The 16,781-nt window shown below is 71.0% G+C and carries 15 protein-coding genes; 6 read left to right on the top strand and 9 right to left on the bottom strand.

The annotated features are described in order from the left end of the window. Together AB5J56_RS36500 and AB5J56_RS36495 are read right to left on the bottom strand one after the other, a co-directional pair. On the bottom strand, window positions 1–1,530 hold the full coding sequence (locus AB5J56_RS36500; RefSeq protein WP_369239293.1) for an ATP-binding protein: 1,530 nt from the start codon (window positions 1,528–1,530) through the stop codon (window positions 1–3). Next, window positions 1,527–2,279, bottom strand: a complete 753-nt coding sequence (locus AB5J56_RS36495; RefSeq protein ID WP_369239291.1) for a response regulator transcription factor — start codon at window positions 2,277–2,279, stop codon at window positions 1,527–1,529. Before AB5J56_RS36495 ends, AB5J56_RS36500 begins: the two co-directional genes overlap by 4 nt. Window positions 2,280–2,519: 240 nt before the next feature. Here AB5J56_RS36495 and AB5J56_RS36490 point away from each other — a divergent pair, with 240 nt between their 5' ends. From AB5J56_RS36490 to AB5J56_RS36470, 5 genes are all read left to right on the top strand, one after another. After that, window positions 2,520–3,893 carry a ferric reductase-like transmembrane domain-containing protein gene (locus AB5J56_RS36490; protein ID WP_369239289.1) on the top strand — a complete coding sequence of 458 codons (1,374 nt, stop codon included), beginning with the start codon at window positions 2,520–2,522 and terminating at the stop codon, window positions 3,891–3,893. Window positions 3,894–3,918: 25 nt separating this feature from the next. Then, the gene (locus tag AB5J56_RS36485) at window positions 3,919–4,416 is read left to right on the top strand and encodes an FMN-binding protein (RefSeq protein ID WP_369239287.1); all 498 of its coding nucleotides are present in this window, start codon (window positions 3,919–3,921) and stop codon (window positions 4,414–4,416) included. Between the two features lie 124 nt (window positions 4,417–4,540). Continuing rightward, window positions 4,541–5,878, top strand: a complete 1,338-nt coding sequence (locus AB5J56_RS36480) for a ferric reductase-like transmembrane domain-containing protein (protein ID WP_369243010.1) — start codon at window positions 4,541–4,543, stop codon at window positions 5,876–5,878. A 19-nt stretch (window positions 5,879–5,897) separates the two neighbouring features. Continuing rightward, window positions 5,898–6,734 (top strand): FMN-binding protein, encoded by an 837-nt coding sequence (locus tag AB5J56_RS36475; protein ID WP_369239285.1) that lies wholly within the window; start codon window positions 5,898–5,900, stop codon window positions 6,732–6,734. Between the two features lie 40 nt (window positions 6,735–6,774). Then, the gene (locus AB5J56_RS36470) at window positions 6,775–7,512 is read left to right on the top strand and encodes an FAD:protein FMN transferase (protein ID WP_369243008.1); all 738 of its coding nucleotides are present in this window, start codon (window positions 6,775–6,777) and stop codon (window positions 7,510–7,512) included. A 12-nt stretch (window positions 7,513–7,524) separates the two neighbouring features. Here the strand turns inward: AB5J56_RS36470 and AB5J56_RS36465 are convergent, their stop codons facing one another. The 6 genes from AB5J56_RS36465 to AB5J56_RS36440 all read right to left on the bottom strand — a co-directional run bounded on the left by AB5J56_RS36465 (window position 7,525) and on the right by AB5J56_RS36440 (window position 13,664). Further along, window positions 7,525–8,061, bottom strand: coding sequence for an arginine repressor (locus AB5J56_RS36465; protein ID WP_369239283.1), 537 nt, complete (start codon window positions 8,059–8,061; stop codon window positions 7,525–7,527). Between the two features lie 7 nt (window positions 8,062–8,068). Continuing rightward, window positions 8,069–9,274: an acetylornithine transaminase gene (locus tag AB5J56_RS36460; protein ID WP_369239281.1), complete on the bottom strand. Its 1,206-nt coding sequence runs from the start codon at window positions 9,272–9,274 to the stop codon at window positions 8,069–8,071. Beyond that, a complete protein-coding gene (gene argB / locus AB5J56_RS36455; RefSeq protein WP_369239279.1) occupies window positions 9,271–10,182 on the bottom strand; it encodes an acetylglutamate kinase in 912 nt (303 codons plus the stop codon). The genes AB5J56_RS36460 and argB overlap by 4 nt, the downstream gene beginning before the upstream one ends. Next, window positions 10,179–11,330, bottom strand: coding sequence for a bifunctional glutamate N-acetyltransferase/amino-acid acetyltransferase ArgJ (gene argJ / locus AB5J56_RS36450; RefSeq protein ID WP_369239277.1), 1,152 nt, complete (start codon window positions 11,328–11,330; stop codon window positions 10,179–10,181). The genes argB and argJ overlap by 4 nt, the downstream gene beginning before the upstream one ends. Further along, window positions 11,327–12,355, bottom strand: a complete 1,029-nt coding sequence (gene argC, locus AB5J56_RS36445) for an N-acetyl-gamma-glutamyl-phosphate reductase (RefSeq protein ID WP_369239275.1) — start codon at window positions 12,353–12,355, stop codon at window positions 11,327–11,329. The genes argJ and argC overlap by 4 nt, the downstream gene beginning before the upstream one ends. Window positions 12,356–12,434: 79 nt before the next feature. Continuing rightward, a complete protein-coding gene (locus AB5J56_RS36440; protein ID WP_369239273.1) occupies window positions 12,435–13,664 on the bottom strand; it encodes an acyltransferase family protein in 1,230 nt (409 codons plus the stop codon). A gap of 132 nt (window positions 13,665–13,796) precedes the next feature. On the opposite strand from AB5J56_RS36440, the gene AB5J56_RS36435 reads away from it, so the two are divergent. Then, a complete protein-coding gene (locus AB5J56_RS36435) occupies window positions 13,797–14,234 on the top strand; it encodes a carboxymuconolactone decarboxylase family protein (RefSeq protein ID WP_369239271.1) in 438 nt (145 codons plus the stop codon). Here AB5J56_RS36435 and AB5J56_RS36430 read toward each other — a convergent pair. Then, complete coding sequence (locus tag AB5J56_RS36430) at window positions 14,221–16,707, bottom strand: alpha-L-arabinofuranosidase C-terminal domain-containing protein (RefSeq protein ID WP_369239269.1); 2,487 nt, start codon at window positions 16,705–16,707, stop codon at window positions 14,221–14,223. The genes AB5J56_RS36435 and AB5J56_RS36430 overlap by 14 nt on opposite strands. Between the last annotated feature and the right edge of the window lie 74 nt (window positions 16,708–16,781).

Raw genomic sequence — 16,781 nt, 5'->3', positions numbered from 1 at the left:
CTAGTCGTCCGCGCGCTCGGAGTCCGAGCCGTCCGCCGGCACCGCGCCCGGCAGCCGCACCGTGAACGTCGTAGCCCCCGGACGGCTCTCCAGCGCGACGGTGCCGCCGTGCGCCTCCACCACCGCCGCCACGATCGACAGGCCGAGCCCCGCTCCGCCGCCCGCGCCTTCCGTGCGGCGGCGGTCGGCGCGGGTGAAGCGTTCGAAGACGCCGGGGCGGACGTCCTCGGGGACGCCGGGGCCGTCGTCGTGCACGGCGAGGACGGCCGTGCGGGCATCGGTCTTGAGGGAAACGGTCACCTTGGTGCCAACGGGCGTGTGCAAACGGGCGTTGGCCAACAGGTTGGCCAACACCTGTTGGAGGCGGTGGGCGTCGCCGGTCACCGTCACCGGCTCCTCCGGCAGCTCCAGGGTCCAGCGGTGGTCCGGCCCGGCCGCCCGGGCGTCCGTGACCGCGTCCAGGATCAGTCGGGTGAGGTCGACCGGGAGCCGTTCCAGCGGGCGGCCTGCGTCGAGGCGGGCGAGCAGCAGCATCTCGTCGACCATCTCGCCCATGCGGGCCGACTCGGCGGCGATCCGCTCCAGCGCCCGGGTCACCTTCGGTGGGACCGGCCCCGGGTGCAGCAGCGCCAGTTCCGCGTGGCCGCGCACCGAGGCGACCGGCGTACGCAGTTCATGGCTGGCGTCGGCGGCGAAGCTGCGCAGCCGTTCCTCGCTCGCGTGCCGTTTGGTCAGCGCGTCCTCGACATGGCCGAGCATCCGGTTGAAGGCGCCGGCGACCCGGCCCACCTCGCTGCGCGGGTCGGACTCGGGGGCGCGCGGCGGCAGCGCCACCTCGCCGCTGGCGAGCGGGAGTTCGCTGACCCGGGTGGCGGTCGCGGCGACCCTGCTGAGCGGCCGCAGCGACCAGCGCACCCACAGCGCCCCGGCGACGCCGGTGACCGCGAGGGCCGCGCCGAAGACGCAGGCGGCGACCAGTTCCAGACGGTGCACGGTGGCCTCCACCGGCTCCAGCGGAAGCCCGGTGATCAGGACATCGCCGTCCTTCCCCCGAGTCGCCACCACGCGATAGTCGTCGAGCGGCGACAGACAGACGGTGTGCCCGGCGCCGTCGACCGGTACGGCGGCCAGCTTCTTCTCGTCGGCGGCGGTCAGCGGCACCGCACGATTCGTGGCGGTGGACCCGGAGGGCACGACGGCGGCGTTGGTGACCACACCACCGACCAGGCGGGCCCCGAAGGTCCCGGTGGCCTGCTTGCGGGCGTCTCCGTGCTCGTCGCCGTCGTTGTCCGAGGGTTTGGGACCGACGCCTTGGTGTTCCAGGCTCGCGGGATAACGGCTCCCCGCCTCGTAGAGCTGCTGGTCGAGGCGGCCGGTCAGGAAGCCGTTCAGGCCGACCACCGCGGCCACGCCCACGGCGGCGCAGCTGATCGCGAGCAGCACGACCAGTCCGGCGGTGAGCCGGGCCCGCAGCGTGTGCGGCCACGGCAGCCGGATCCCCGCCCACCTGCGCAAAGGCCTCCGGCTCATCGAACCGTCACCGGCTTGAGCACATACCCGGCGCCCCGCACCGTGTGGATCATCGGCTCGCGGCCCGCGTCGACCTTCTTGCGCAGGTAGGAGATGTAGAGCTCCACGACGTGGGCCTGACCCCCGAAGTCGTAGGACCAGACGCGGTCGAGGATCTGCGCCTTGCTGAGCACCCGGCGCGGATTGCGCATCAGGAACCGCAGCAGCTCGAACTCGGTCGGCGACAGCTCGATCAGTTCGCCGCCACGGGTCACCTCGCGGGCCTCCTCGTCCATGACCAGGTCGCCGACGGTCAGCCGCGGCCCTTCCTCCTGCTGCCGGGCCATGCCCGCGCGGCGCAGCAGTCCGCGCAGCCGGGCGACGACCTCCTCCAGGCTGAAGGGCTTGGTGACGTAGTCGTCGCCGCCCGCCGTGATGCCCGCGATGCGGTCCTCGACGGCGTCGCGGGCGGTGAGGAAGAGGACGCACACCTCGGGCTGTACGGCGTGCAGCGAGCGCAGCACGGCGAAACCGTCGGTGTCCGGGAGCATGACGTCGAGGACGACGGCGTCGGGCCCCAGCTCGCGCGCCTCGGCGACGGCCGCGGCCCCGTCGCCCGCCGTGCGCACCTCCCAGCCCTCGTAGCGCAGGGCGCCGGAGAGGACTTCGGCGAGGTCCGGGTCGTCGTCGACGACGAGGACGCGTACGGGGGTGCCGTCGGGCCGGGTGAGTGCGGGGCGGCCAGTGCCACGGGAGCGGGGAGTGTTCATGTCGTCTTCCAGGATCGCCCGTGCAGGGAGGCGCGACGCCTCCTCCCGCCTCTGAGTTTCCTCTGAGTCTGCCCTGCCCGCCCCTCTCAGTTCCCTGTGAGTCCGCGCCGCGGGCCGTCTTTCAGAGCGTCCTCAGAAGTTACGGACGCACAGTTTCCTCCCGGACAGCCGGAAAGTTCCGGACAGCCGAAAGGGTTCCGGACGGCCGAGAAAGTTCCGGACAGCCGGAAGGACGAACACATGACGACGGTGTACGAGCAGCGGGCCACGGTCCCGCGCCCCTCTCGAACCCGCAGGCGGCCGCGGCCCTCGCCGGCCGCACCTCTGCTGGCGCTGATCTGGGCCGGGGCCGCCGCCGTCATCGCGCTGTGGTGGTCCGACACGCGGTCGGTGGTGGGCACGGCCGGCTGGCTGACCGACGCCGGGCGGATCGCCGGGCTGCTGAGCGGTTACGGCTGTGCGGTCCTCGTGGCGCTGATGGCCCGGGTCCCCTTGCTGGAGCGGCGCATCGGCTCCGACCGGGTGGCCCGCTGGCACGCCATGGCGGGCCGCTACACCATCTGCCTGCTGGTCGCGCATGTCACCCTCGTCCTGTTCGGGTACGCCGCCCAGGACGGGTACGGCATCGTGCACGAGACCGTCAGCGTGGTGTTCGACTATCCGGACATGCTCAAGGCCACGATCGGCGGGCTCACCCTCTTCGCCGTCGGGATCGTGTCGGCGGGTGCGGTGCGCCGCCGGGTCAGCCACGAGTTCTGGTACTACCTGCACCTGCTCACGTACGTGGCCGTGTTCCTCGCCTTCTTCCACCAGCTCACGCTGGGCTCCGACTTCGTCGGCAACGTCTACGCCCGAGCCGCCTGGTACGTGCTCTACCTGGGCACGGCCGCGCTGCTCGGGTGGTTCCGGCTGCTCGCGCCGGTACGGCTCAATGTGCGCCACAAGCTGCGCGTCGAGTCCGTGCACCGCGAGTCGCCGGGGGTCTTCTCGGTCGTCGTACGAGGAGAGCGACTGGACGAACTGGGCGCGCAGTCCGGGCAGTTCCTCCGCTGGAGGTTCCTCGCGGACGGGCTGCGGTGGACGTCGACGCCGTACTCCCTGTCGGCGCCGCCCCGGCCCGACCTGCTGCGGATCACCGTGAAGGCGCTCGGCGACCACAGCGCTGCCATCGGCCTGCTGCGGCCCGGCACCCGGGTCTGGGCGGAGGGCCCGTACGGCGCCCTGACCGCCGAGCGGCGCACCGCGCCCAAGGTGCTGCTGATCGCGGGCGGCGTCGGCATCACCCCGCTGCGCGCCCTCTTCGAGACGCTGCCCGGCGGCCCCGGCGACGTGACGCTGCTCTACCGGGCGCGCACCGCCGAGGACCTCGCGCTCGGGGCCGAGCTGGAGGCGATAGCGCAGTGGCGCGGGGCGCGCGTCCTGTACGCGGTCAACGGCGCCGACGGGACGCGCCCCCGGTTCACCGCCGAGTCGCTGCGGGCGGCCGTACCCGATGTGGCGGCGCACGACGTCTATCTGTGCGGGCCGCCCGCCCTCGCCCGGGACCTGTACGCGGCACTGCACGCCGCCGGAGTCCCGGACCGCCGTATCCACCACGAGTCGTTCGAACTATGAGAACTGCGAGAACTGTGAGGCCGCGTTGCACGCGCTGAAGAAGAACCGTCCGCTGCGCCGCATCACCATGGCGGCCGCGAGCACCGTCACCGGTGTCGTCCTGCTGCTGTCCCTGAAGCCGCACACACCACCGACCGTCGCCGACACGTCATCGTCATCGTCATCGTCATCGAGCAGCCAGTCCCCCTCGGACTCTTCAAGTTCCTCCAGTTCATCCGGTTCATCAGGCGGTTCGAAGAGCACCGGCACCAAGACCGTCACCGGCGACACCGTGCAGACCCGCTGGGGCCCCGTGCAGGTGCGGGTCACGGTGAAGAACGGCAGGATCACCGACGTCACCGCGGTCACCTACCCGCAGGAGAATCCGAAGGACCAGGAGATCAACAGCTACGCGATTCCGCAGCTCAGGCGCGAGGCGCTGGCCGCGCAGAGCGCCTCGATCGACTCCGTCTCCGGGGCCACCTACACCAGCGACGGATACAAGCAGTCCCTCCAGTCCGCCCTGGACTCGGCGGGCCTCTGAACGAACAGCGGTCCGCGCACGTATCTCTGGGCCAAGGAGCCACTCCCCACGCCCCGTTCCCACGCAGGAACACGGAGGAACCGTGTCCACGATCGCCGGTGGTCGCGCCGCCCGGCGCCAGACCATGCGCCGCATCCGCCCTCGACGCTCGCCCGCCGTCCCGCTGCTCCTCGCCTTCTGGGCGGGCGCGGCCGGGGTGATCTGGCTGTGGTGGAGCAACACCCCGTCCATCGCGGACGACAACAGCAAGATCCTCAACGCGGGCCGGATCACCGGGTTGCTCGCCGGGTACCTGATGGCGCTGGTGGTGCTCCAGATGGCCCGGGTGCCCGCCCTGGAACGCCGGGTCGGCTCCGACCGGGTGGCCCGCTGGCATGCGATGACCGGCCGCTACACGCTCTGTCTGGTCCTCGCCCACCTCGTCCTGACGATGTACGGGTACGCCCTCCAGTCCGGCAAGGACTTCGGCTCCATCGTGCAGCAGACCGTCGACTCCGTTCAGCAGCTGCCCGACATGGGCAAGGCCGCGATCGGCACCGGCCTGCTGCTGTTCATCGGGTTCATCTCGATCGGCGGTCTGCGGCGCAGGATTCCGTACGACCTCTGGTACCACGTGCACCTACTGACGTACGCGGCGGTGTTCCTGACGTTCTGGCACCAGCTGTCCTCCGGCAACGACTTCGCCGTCGAGCCCACCGCGAAGACGGTCTGGTACGGGCTGTACGGGTCGGTGACCGCGCTGGTGCTCTGGTACCGCATCCTCACGCCGATCCGGCTCAACCTGCGCCACCGCATGCGGGTCGAAGCGGTGGTCGAGGAGTCGCCGGGGGTCGTCTCGGTGCTGATCAGCGGGCGCAAGCTGCACCGCATGGGCGCGGAGGCCGGGCAGTTCTTCCGCTGGCGCTTCCTCTCGCCGGGCATGCGCTTCAGCTCGCACCCGTACTCGCTGTCGGCGGCGCCGCGCCCGCACATGCTGCGCATCACGGTGAAGGCGATCGGCGACCACAGCTCCGCGCTGCGCGACCTGGAGCCGGGCACCCGGGTGTGGGCCGAGGGCCCCTACGGCGCCCTGACCGCGGGCAAGCGCAGCCGCGGCAAGGTGCTGCTGGTGGCCGGCGGTGTCGGGATCACGCCGATGCGGGCGCTCTTCGAGACGCTGCCCGCGGCCTCCGGCGACCTGACGCTGCTCTACCGGGCCAACAGCACGCAGGATCTCGCCCTGTGGGACGAGCTGTCCTCCATCGCGGACGAGCGCGGGGCCCGGCTGATGTACGCCGTGAACAGCCCCGACGGGGAGCGCCCGGACATCTCGCCGGACACGCTGCGCCGGAAGATGCCGGACATCGAGCGCCATGACGTCTTCCTGTGCGGGCCGCCCGGCTTCGCCCAGCAGGTGTACGAAGCACTGCGCGGCGCGGGGGTCCCCGCCCGCCGCATCCATCACGAGTCGTTCGAGATGTGAGCGACGGGAGTCGGGAGCGATGAAGAAGAGTCACCCCATTCGGCGTGCCGTGCTGGCCGGCGCCGCCACCGTGTCCGGGATCGTCCTGCTGCTGTCGCTGAAACCGGCGTCCGACCCGGCCGCCGCGGCGGCGCAGGGCGGGGCCGCGGCCCAGCAGACGGCCGCCGCTCAGCAGTCGGCCCAGGGCGGCGCGGCCCCGCAGGGCGGCACGGTCACCGGAGACGTGGTCCAGACGCAGTACGGCGCGGTGCAGGTGCGGCTGACCGTGGGCGGCGGGCGGATCACCAAGGCCGAGACGCTGCAGGCGCCCAGCGGCGGCCGCAGCACCCAGGTCACCGCGGACGCCGTGCCGAAGCTCAACCAGGAGACGGTCACCGCGCAGAACGCGGACATCGACGCCGTCTCCGGGGCGACGTACACGAGCGCCGGGTACAAGAAGTCCCTTCAGTCGGCCGTGGACAAGGCGAAGGCGGCCGGAAGCCGGCAGACGGCGCCGTCGAGCCCCGCGTCCTCGTCGGCCCCGGCCGCCAAGCCGTCCGCACCGGCCGGTGGTGCGGCGTCGTCCGCCCCGCCCGCCTCGCAGGCCCGTACGGTGACCGGGAACGTCGCGCAGACCGAGTACGGGCCCGTCCAGGTCCGGATCACCGTGAGCGGCGGGAAGATCACGAAGGCGGAGGCGGTGCAGGCGCCCAGCGGCGGCCGCAGCACCCAGGTGACCTCCGACTCGGTGCCCAAGCTCAATCAGGAGGCGGTGGCGGCCGGCAGCGCGAACATCGACGCGGTGTCCGGCGCCACGTACACCAGCGGCGGATACAAGACGTCCCTCCAGTCGGCCCTGGACAAGGCCGGTGGCTGAACCCGTCGAGGTACCCGCGCTGCGGCACGCGGAGGAGGTCATGGGCACCGTCTTCTCCTTCGACGTACGCGGCGGTGAACCCGAGGCCGTCCAGGCCGCGTTGACGGAGGCGATCGCCCAACTCCACCGGGTGGACGAGCTGTTCAGCACCTACCGCGACGACAGCCAGCTCTCGCGGCTGGCGCGCGGTGAACTGACCGTCGCCGACTGCGATCCGGACGTCGCCGAGGTGCTCGGCCTGTGCGCCGAGGCGGAGCGACGCAGCGACGGCTGGTTCAGCACGACGTACGAGGGACGGCTCGACCCGACCGGTCTGGTGAAGGGCTGGGCGACCGAGCGCGCGGCCCTGCGCCTCACCGCGGCCGGGGCGAGCGGTGTGAGCGTCAACGGCGGCGGCGACGTCCAGCTGTGCGGCGCGCCCGGCACGCACCGCCCGTGGCGGGTCGGCGTCTCGGACCCACTGCGCCCGGGCGGCCTGGCGGCGGTGGTCTCCGCGGCCGGTGTCGAGGAGCTGGCGGTGGCGACCTCGGGTACCGCCGAGCGCGGTGCGCACATCGTCGACCCGCGCACCGGCAAGTCGGCGGTCACCGACCTGGTGGCCGTGACCGTGGTGGGACCCCGGCTGACCTGGGTGGACGCATGGGCGACGGCGGCCTTCGCGATGGGGTCACGGGAAGCGCTGGGCTGGCTGGAGTCGCTCCCGGACATCGAGGCACTGCTCATCACTGCGGGCGACGAGGTCCGGTGCACCGGAGGTCTCGCCGCCCGGCTCGGGTGACTTCGGCGGCCGTCAGTGGTTGTTCTGCGCCAGCCGCAGCAGGTGGTCGGCCAGCGCCTGGCCGCCGGTCGCCTCGCGGCTGATCAGCAGCAGTGTGTCGTCGCCGGCGATCGTGCCGAGGATGTCGTGCAGTTCTGCCTGGTCGATGGCCGAGGCCAGGAACTGCGCGGCCCCGGGCGGGGTGCGCAGGACCACGAGATTGGCGGACGCCTCCGCGGAGATCAGCAGCTCCGACGAGAGCCGCCGCATCCGCTCCTCCTTCGCCGACTCGCCCAGCGGGGCGCGCGGGGTGCGGAAGCCGCCCTCGCTCGGTACCGCGTAGATGAGATCGCCGTCGTTGTTGCGGATCTTCACCGCGTTCAGCTCGTCGAGGTCCCGGGAGAGCGTCGCCTGCGTGACGGTCAGCCCGTCGTCGGCGAGGAGCTTCGCCAACTGGCTCTGGGAGCGCACCGGTTGCCGGTTGAGGATGTCCACGATCCGGCGGTGGCGTGCGGTGCGGGTCTGCGGCACGGCAGGCCCTGCGTGCTCGTGATCCTGCGCCTGACTCATCGTCGTCTCATTCTTTGGCTCGTCCGTCCCCGTCGGCTGCTGCGTCGAGGACGCCGGGCAGCGCCTGAAGGAACGCGTCCACCTCGTCGTCGCCCAGGTTCAGCGGGGGCATCAGCCGTACGACATCGGGGGCGGGCGCGTTCACCAGGAGGCCGGCGTCCTGAGCCGCCTGCTGCGCCTGGGGCGCGAGCGGCTCGGTGAGCACGATACCCAGCAGCAGGCCCGCACCACGGACATGGTCGATCAACGGGTGCCCGAGTGACTCGATTCCGTTCCGCAGTTTCTCGCTGGTGCGCTTCACGTTGTCGAGGAGGCCGTCGGCCTGGATCGTGTCGAGCACGGCGAGTCCGGCGGCGCAGACGACGGGGTTGCCGCCGAACGTGGTGCCGTGGTGTCCGGGCTTCAGCAGCTCGGCGGCCCGGCCGAAGGCGACGGTCGCGCCGAGCGGCAGTCCGCCGCCGAGCCCCTTCGCGAGGGTGACGACGTCGGGCAGCACGCCCTCGTGCGCCTGGTACTCGAACCAGTGCCCGGTGCGGCCGATCCCGGTCTGCACCTCGTCGAGGACGAGCAGCGCGCCGGTGGCGGCGGTGATCGCGCGGGCCGCCTTGAGGTAGCCGACGGGCGGCACGACCACGCCGCTCTCGCCCTGGATCGGCTCGATGATCACCAGCGCGGTGTCCTCGGTGACCGCTTCGGCGAGCGCCTGTGCGTCGCCGTACGGGACGTGGGTGACATCGCCGGGCAGCGGCAGGAACGGGTCCTGCTTGGCAGGCTGGCCGGTGAGTGCGAGCGCGCCCATCGTGCGGCCGTGGAAGCCGCCCGTGGTGGCGACCATGTGCTTCCGGCCGGTCAGCCGGCCGATCTTGAAGGCGCCCTCGTTGGCCTCGGCCCCCGAGTTGCAGAAGTACACCCGGCCGTCGCGCCCGAAGAGCTGGAGCAGCCGTTCGGCGAGCGCGACGGGCGGCTCGGCGACGAACAGGTTGGAGACATGGCCGAGGGAGCCGATCTGCTTGCTGACCGCCTCGACGATCGCGGGGTGGGCGTGCCCGAGCGCGTTGACGGCGATCCCGCCGACGAAGTCGAGGTACTCCTTGCCGTCGGCGTCCCACAGCTTGGTGCCCGCGCCGCGGACGAGGGGCAGCCGCGGGGTGCCGTAGTTGTCCATGAGCGCGCCCTGCCACCGCTGGGTGAGCTCGGCGTTGGTCCCGGTCATTCGGCGTCCCCCTGTTCCTCGTCCGGCACGACCATCGTGCCGATCCCCTCGTCGGTGAAGATCTCCAGCAGGATCGAGTGCTGGACCCGGCCGTCGATGACACGGGCGGTGTTCACACCGCCCCGCACGGCGTGCAGACAGCCCTCCATCTTCGGCACCATGCCGCTGGCCAGCTCGGGCAGCAGCTTCTCCAACTCGCTCGCGGTGAGGCGGCTGATCACCTCGTCGCTGTTGGGCCAGTCCTCGTAGAGGCCCTCGACGTCCGTGAGGACCATGAGGGTTTCGGCGCCAAGAGCAGCAGCGAGTGCCGCAGCCGCCGTATCAGCATTGACGTTGTAGACATGGTGGTCGTCCTGGGAGCGGGCGATCGAGGAGACGACCGGGATCCGGCCGTCCGCGAGCAGGGCCTCGATGGCGCCCGTGTCGATGGCGGTGATCTCGCCGACCCGGCCGATGTCGACCAGTTCGCCGTCGATCTCTGGCTGGTGCTTGGTGGCGGTGATGGTGTGCGCGTCCTCGCCGGTCATGCCGACGGCGAGCGGCCCGTGCTCGTTGAGCAGCCCGACCAGCTCCCGCTGCACCTGACCGGCCAGCACCATGCGTACGACGTCCATGGCGTCCTCGGTGGTGACGCGCAGGCCCGCCTTGAACTCGCTGACGATGCCGTGCCGGTCCAGGGCGGCGCTGATCTGCGGGCCGCCGCCGTGCACGACGACGGGCTTGAGACCGGCGTGGTGCAGGAACACGATGTCCTGCGCGAACGCCGCCTTCAGCTCCTCGTCGATCATCGCGTTGCCGCCGAACTTGACGACGACCGTCTTGCCGTTGTGCCGGGTCAGCCAGGGCAGCGCCTCGATGAGGATCTGCGCCTTGGGCAGTGCGGTGTGCTTCCGTGCCGTATTGCTCATGAGGAGTACGCGCTGTTCTCGTGGACGTAGTCCGCGGTGAGGTCGTTGGTCCAGATCGTGGCGGTCTCGGCGCCCGCGGCGAGGTCGGCGACGATGTGGACCTCGCGGTAGCGCATGTCGACGAGGTCGCGGTCCTCGCCCACGCCGCCGTTCTTGCACACCCACACGCCGTTGATGGCGACGTTCAGCTGGTCGGGCTCGAAGGCCGCGGACGTGGTGCCGATCGCGCTCAACACCCGTCCCCAGTTGGGGTCTTCGCCGTGGATGGCGCACTTGAGGAGGTTGTTGCGGGCGATGGAGCGGCCCACCTCGACGGCGTCGTCCTCGGTCGCGGCGTTGATCACCTCGACCTTGATGTCCTTGCTGGCGCCCTCGGCGTCCCGGATGAGCTGCTGGCCGAGGTCGTCACAGACGGCCCGTACGGCCTCGGCGAACTCCGCGTATTCCGGGGTGACTTCGCAGGCTCCGGAGGCGAGCAGCAGCACGGTGTCGTTGGTCGACATGCAGCCGTCGGAGTCGACGCGGTCGAAGGTGGTCTTCGTGGCCGCCCGCAGGGCCTTGTCCAGCGTCTCGCTGTCGAGGTCGGCGTCCGTGGTGAGCACGACGAGCATGGTGGCGAGGCCGGGGGCGAGCATGCCCGCGCCCTTGGCCATGCCGCCGACGGTCCAGCCGTCCTTCGTCACGACCGACGTCTTGTGGACGGTGTCGGTGGTCTTGATGGCGATGGCCGCCTTCTCGCCGCCGTGCTCGGAGAGCTGACCGGCGGCGGTCTCGACGCCGGGCAGCAGCTTGTCCATCGGCAGCAGGACACCGATGAGGCCGGTGGAGGCGACGGCGACCTCGCCCGCGTTCACGTCCAGGGCCGCGGCGACCTTCTCGGCCGTGGCGTGCGTGTCCTGGAAGCCCTTGGGGCCCGTACAGGCGTTGGCGCCACCGGAGTTGAGGATCACGGCGGAGACGAGGCCGCCCTTGAGGACCTGCTCCGACCACAGCACCGGCGCGGCCTTCACACGGTTGGAGGTGAAGACGCCCGCGGCGGCGCGGCGGGGCCCGGCGTTGACCACGAGGGCCAGGTCCGGGTTGCCGTTCTCCTTGATCCCGGCGGCGATGCCCGCAGCCTGGAACCCCTTTGCTGCCGTGACGCTCACGGTGCGACTCCGATCGTGGAAAGACCCAGCTCCTCGGGGAACCCGAGGGCGATGTTCATGCTCTGGACGGCACCGCCCGCGGTGCCCTTGGTCAGGTTGTCGATGGCGCTGATCGCGATGATGCGGTGCGCGGCCTCGTCATACGCGACCTGCACCTGAACGGCGTTGGAACCGTAGACGGACGCCGTGGCGGGCCACTGCCCCTCGGGCAGCAGATGCACGAACGGCTCGTCCGCGAAGGCCTTCTCGTACGCGGCCCGCACGGTCTCGGCGGTGACGCCGTCCCGCGCCTTGGCGCTGCAGGTGGCGAGGATGCCGCGGGGCATCGGCGCGAGGGTCGGCGTGAAGGAGACGGAGACCGGCTCACCGGCGGCCGCGCCGAGGTTCTGGATCATCTCGGGGGTGTGCCGGTGGCCGCCGCCGACGCCGTACGGCGCCATGGAGCCCATGACCTCGCTGCCCAGCAGGTGCGCCTTGGGCGTCTTGCCCGCGCCGGACGTGCCGGAGGCGGCGACGATCACGGCCTCGGGCTCGGCGAGCCCCGCCGCGTACGCCGGGAACAGCGCGAGGGAGGCGGCCGTGGGGTAGCAACCGGGCACCGCGATGCGCTTGGACCCCTCCAGCGCGGCGCGGGCACCCGGCAGTTCGGGGAGGCCGTACGGCCAGGTCCCGGCGTGTGCGGAGCCGTAGAACCGCTCCCAGTCGGCCGGGTCCTTCAGCCGGAAGTCGGCGCCCATGTCGACGACGAGGACGTCCGGGCCGAGCTGCTCGGCGACGGCGGCGGACTGCCCGTGGGGCAGCGCGAGGAAGACGATGTCGTGTCCGGCGAGGACCTCCGGGGTGGTCTCCTGGAGCACGCGGCCGGCCAGCGGCAGCAGGTGCGGCTGCAGTGCGCCCAGGCGCTGGCCCGCGTTGGAGTTGCCGGTCAGAGCGCCGATCTCGACCTCGGGGTGGACCAGGAGCAGACGCAGCAGTTCCCCGCCCGCGTACCCACTCGCTCCCGCCACTGCCGCACGTACCGCCATGGAACCCTCCTCTTGGATGGCATGACTATACGTTTCGCTGCACGTTTATGCAATCCGGCGATGCTGTCCCCGCGCACGCCTACGGGCGCATCCCGAACAGGAACCGTGTCACCCGCGTGCGCCGCACCAGCAGGTCGTACGCCGCCACGGTGAGCGCGAGCGAGGCCGCCACGATGACGACGTACTTGACGGCGACCGGCGCGTGCCAGCCCACCACGCCGTAGGCGACGGCGACGACGATCGGCTGGTGCAGGACGTACAGCGGCAGCACGGCGGCGGCCAGGTAGCCGTACACCCGTCGGCTCCGGCGGTCCGGCTCCTCGTCCGCGGGCAGCTCGGACGGGCCCGCCGGAGCACGGCGTCGGCCGCGGCGGTCGAGCAGTCCCAGGATGCCGACCAGCCAGCACCAGCCCGCCGCGCCGTACAGGGCCCGGGCGCCGATCGCGAGCGCGGTCCGGTCCGTGAAGGGGTCGTCCGCGGCCAGGAACCCGGGCAGCGCGGCCAGGTACAGGACCAGGCCGAGACCGGCGGCCCAGCCCGCTTCGCGGCGCATCGCCGTCCTGAACCGCTCGTCGGCGGCGACCACGAAGCCGTACAGGAAGAACAGCAGGTACGCCCAGCGGTGCCAAGCCGCGTAGTTCTTCTCCAGGCCCACCAGCGCGCTGATCAGCGCGACCGGGACGGTGGGCAGCAGGATCGCGCCGCGCCGCTGAGCCGCCACGGCCAGGCGGTCGAGGGTGCGTCGGGCGAGGCCGCGCGGCAGCCGCAGGACCAGCAGGGCCACCGCGAGCGAGAACACGAGCAGGAGCAGCACGAACCACAGGTGCCCGGTCTCGAAATCGTCGCCCTGCACGACGAAGGGGAACTTGGCGGGCTCCAGGTGCACGTCGAAGAACCGCGGCCAGTACCGCCAGTACGACTCGTGGTAGCCGGGGTCGGCGGCCCGCCGTCGCAGCCACTGCGGCACCGGGAGCAGCGTGACCAGCGCGAAGAGCAGCGGTACGCCGAGCCGCCTCAGCCGCTCGACGACGAACCCGGCGGGGCCGCGCCTGCGCAGCGAGTGCCATGCGCCGAACCCCGCGACGAGGAACAGCATGGGCATCGCCCAGACCACGCCGAGACCGCCGACGATCGTGGGCACGTCCGAGGTCTCGGCGTTCTTGACGTAGAAGTCGTCCTCGGTGTCGAAGACCAGCGCCGAGTGGAAGAACACCAGCCCGAGCACCACCAGCAGGCGCAGGGCGTCCAGTTCGGGCCGCCGCTCCGGCCGCGCGGTCGGCGCCACTGGTTCGACGCGTGCGTCCGCCATCCCGTCTCCCCCTCCCCCGCTCTGTCCCGTGCTTGGAGCACACTCCAGGATCTACGGTTCTGTTCTTGACCGACAGAGCTCGCCCCACACGAAACGGCTGCTCCCAGGGCAGCCGGGAACGGATGATCCGTCATGAGCGAGAGCACCACCCGCGAGGAGCGATTCGCGCACGGCCTGGAGGTGCTGCGCGGCGTCAACAGCGAGGTCGGGCAGCGGGTCCTCGACTCGCTGGCCGACGTCAGCCCGGAGCTGGGCCACCAGGTGATGGCCTGGGGGTTCGGGGAGATCTACTCCCGTCCACAACTCGTGCCCCGCGACCGGCAGTTGGTCACGCTGGGCATGCTCACCGCACTCGGCGGCTGCGAGTCCCAGCTGGAGGTGCACATCAACACGGCCCTGAACGTGGGCCTGACCCCCGAGGAGATCACCGAGGCGCTGTTGCAGTCGGCCGGCTACTGCGGCTTCCCCCGGGCGCTGAACGCCACAGCCGTGGCGAAGAAGGTCTTCGCCGAGCGCGGGCTGCTGCCGCTCGGACAGCAGCCCGCTCAGGACCCCGCTACTTCTGCTTGATCCGCAGGAAGGTGACGGAGTTCGCCGGGAAGGTGTACGTGAACTTGCGGGCGACTCCCGTGAAGGTCGACCTGACCGGGGCGACCGTGGTGGCCGTCTCGCTGTTCACCGCGTCGGGCGCCGCGGCGAGCGTGGTCACCTGGGCCTTCGACGCGGTCTTCGCCCCGCCGAGGTCGATGGCCGTACGGGCCTCGGCGGCCTGGGCGTTGACGACCTTGACGATCAGGTCGCCGGTCTTCGCATCCTTGGTGACGACCTGGCGGAACGGCTCGGCGGGCTTGTCGTCGGTGAAGCTGCCCCACTCCTGGCCGTCGAGATAGAGGGTGACCTGCCGGCCCCGTACCTTGACGTCGACGTCGTAGGCGCGGCCCGTCTCGACGGAACCGGGCTTGGCGATCAGCGTCGACTTGCCGCCGTCCACGGCCTGTTCGACGGCGGACTGGGTGTTGTTCCAGCCGCCCAGGTTCCACCAGTAGTAGTTGCCGGTGTCCTTGACGCCGAAGGCGACGAGGAAGCCCTCCTTGCCGGACTTCTTGGTGGCCTTCACATGCAGGTCGTAGTCGTGCCAGGCCGGGTCGCCCGCCGAGACCATGGTGTTCTCGGCGGCCACGTCGGTCTGCACGTACTGGCCGTCCTGGACGCTCCAGCTCCCGCCGCCCGAATGGGTCCACTTCGATGCGTCGCCGCTGAAGTCGTCGCCGAACAGCGCGCTGCCGTCCTCGCCGGTCACCTTGACGTCGTCGTACGCCGCCGTGGTCGCCCACGTCGACAGGCCCACGGCGCCGGAGATGGGTGCGGTGAGGGAGGGCGTGCCGGTGGCGGTGCTGGGCACCACGCGGTCACCGACGTTGGTCATGAAGAGTTTCTGGACCTCGTAGTCCGCGGAGTTCCATGACGCGTGGTTGTTGAACCAGATCATGTCGGGACGCCACTGCACGTAGTCCTCGTTGGCGAGCAGCGGGGCGTACGAGGCGAGCTTCACGACGTCCGCGTTGCGCTCCAGGCCGGTCATGTACGCGGCTTCGGAGAGGGCGTTCTTGAAGGTGTTGCCGCCCGAGGCGTACTCGCCGAGGAAGACCTTGGGGCCGTTCCTGTCGTAGGAGTCGTAGCGGTCGTTGTTCTGCAGGAACCACTGCGGGCTGTTGTAGTAGTGCTCGTCGACCATGTCGACGTCGGCGTCCTTGTTCAGCTTCCACGCGGTGTCGAAGGTGGTGCCCGAGTCGTCGGGTCCGGCGTTCGAGATCACCTTGATGTCCGGGTACTTGGCCGCGATGGCGGCGCGGAACTGCGTGAAGCGCGCGAAGAACTCGTTGGGCAGGTTCTCCTCGTTACCGACCTCGATGTGGGTGAGGTGGAAGGGCTTGGGGTGGCCCATCTGCGCGCGCTTCTTGCCCCAGGTGCTCGTCGCCGGGCCGTTGGCGAACTCGATGAGGTCGAGGGTGTCCTGGATGTGCCGCTTGAGCAGGGCGTCGTCGTCGGTGGCCTTGTTCTGGCCGCAGCCGGTGACGAGGGCCGGGACGACGGGCAGCGGCATCGCGCCGATGTCCTCGGAGTACTGGAAGTACTCGTAGTAGCCGAGCCCGTAACTCTGGTTGTAGCCCCAGAAGTTGGAGTTGGTGGCGCGCTGCTCGACCGGGCCGATGGTGTCCTTCCACTGGTACGAGCGCTTGCGCTGGTAGCCGGAGGCCTCGTCGTAGCCCTGCATGCTGCCGGTGTTGACCAGGCAGCCGCCGGGGAAGCGCACGAAGCCCGGATGGAGGGCGGCGATCTTCTGGGCGAGGTCCTTGCGCAGGCCGTTCGCGCGCCCCTTGTAGGTGTCACGCGGGAAGAGCGAGACCATGTCGACGGCGACGGGACCGCCCGCGGCAACGGTGAGGCGGCCGGTGGTGCTGCCGCGCGTCGCGGTGAACTTCGCCGTGTACTTGGCCCAGCCGCCGCGCGCGGTCACCTTGCGGGCCTCGGCGAGCGCGCCGTCCGCGTCGTGCAGCGTCACGGTGAGGGGTGCGGCGGCGTCGGCGCGGGCCCACACCGAGAAGTCGTAGGCCTTGCCGCTCTCGACCCTGATGCCGGTGTTGTAACCGGAGTTGGTGACGGACGAACCGCCGTCCAGGGCGAGATACGTGCGGTTGCGGGCACCCAGGCGCCCGTCGTCACTCACCGCCTTCGCCGTGCCGGAGGTGGCCCAGGAAGTCAGCGGCGTATAGGAGTTGTTGTCGGCGGTGCTGTACTCGAAGGACCGGTTCTGGACCAGTTCCGCGTACAGCCCGCCGTCCGCGGCGCGGTTGATGTCCTCGAAGAACACCCCGTACATGGTGTCGTCGATCTTCGCGCCCGAGCCCTTCGGGTCGACGTTGATCGCGTAGTCGGTGACGTCCGCGGCAGCGGCGTTCGAGGGCACGGGAAGGACGGCCGAGGCCACCAGAAGCGTGGTGGCGGTGAGGCCGAGTCTCCAGCGGGAGCGGGTGCGTGGCATGGGTACTCCGCGGCTCTGTGGTGTGAAGTTGTTCGAAATGTCGGACGTTGATCAACACTTCGAACGGCAAGATA

The sequence above is a fragment of the Streptomyces sp. R21 genome, assembly GCF_041051975.1.
Taxonomy (GTDB): domain Bacteria; phylum Actinomycetota; class Actinomycetes; order Streptomycetales; family Streptomycetaceae; genus Streptomyces.
Note: the sequence above shows the minus strand (reverse complement) of the source record. Positions and strands in the feature narration are given on the sequence as shown.

Coding starts and splice junctions, on each gene's coding strand:
- AB5J56_RS36430 (WP_369239269.1), bottom strand. CDS start 16,707: ATGCCACGCACCCGCTCCCGCTGGAGACTCGGCCTCACCGCCACCACG.
- AB5J56_RS36490 (WP_369239289.1), top strand. CDS start 2,520: ATGACGACGGTGTACGAGCAGCGGGCCACGGTCCCGCGCCCCTCTCGA.
- AB5J56_RS36495 (WP_369239291.1), bottom strand. CDS start 2,279: ATGAACACTCCCCGCTCCCGTGGCACTGGCCGCCCCGCACTCACCCGG.
- AB5J56_RS36435 (WP_369239271.1), top strand. CDS start 13,797: ATGAGCGAGAGCACCACCCGCGAGGAGCGATTCGCGCACGGCCTGGAG.
- AB5J56_RS36440 (WP_369239273.1), bottom strand. CDS start 13,664: ATGGCGGACGCACGCGTCGAACCAGTGGCGCCGACCGCGCGGCCGGAG.
- AB5J56_RS36475 (WP_369239285.1), top strand. CDS start 5,898: ATGAAGAAGAGTCACCCCATTCGGCGTGCCGTGCTGGCCGGCGCCGCC.
- AB5J56_RS36500 (WP_369239293.1), bottom strand. CDS start 1,530: ATGAGCCGGAGGCCTTTGCGCAGGTGGGCGGGGATCCGGCTGCCGTGG.
- AB5J56_RS36480 (WP_369243010.1), top strand. CDS start 4,541: ATGCGCCGCATCCGCCCTCGACGCTCGCCCGCCGTCCCGCTGCTCCTC.
- AB5J56_RS36465 (WP_369239283.1), bottom strand. CDS start 8,061: ATGAGTCAGGCGCAGGATCACGAGCACGCAGGGCCTGCCGTGCCGCAG.
- argC (WP_369239275.1), bottom strand. CDS start 12,355: ATGGCGGTACGTGCGGCAGTGGCGGGAGCGAGTGGGTACGCGGGCGGG.
- argB (WP_369239279.1), bottom strand. CDS start 10,182: ATGAGCAATACGGCACGGAAGCACACCGCACTGCCCAAGGCGCAGATC.
- AB5J56_RS36460 (WP_369239281.1), bottom strand. CDS start 9,274: ATGACCGGGACCAACGCCGAGCTCACCCAGCGGTGGCAGGGCGCGCTC.
- AB5J56_RS36470 (WP_369243008.1), top strand. CDS start 6,775: ATGGGCACCGTCTTCTCCTTCGACGTACGCGGCGGTGAACCCGAGGCC.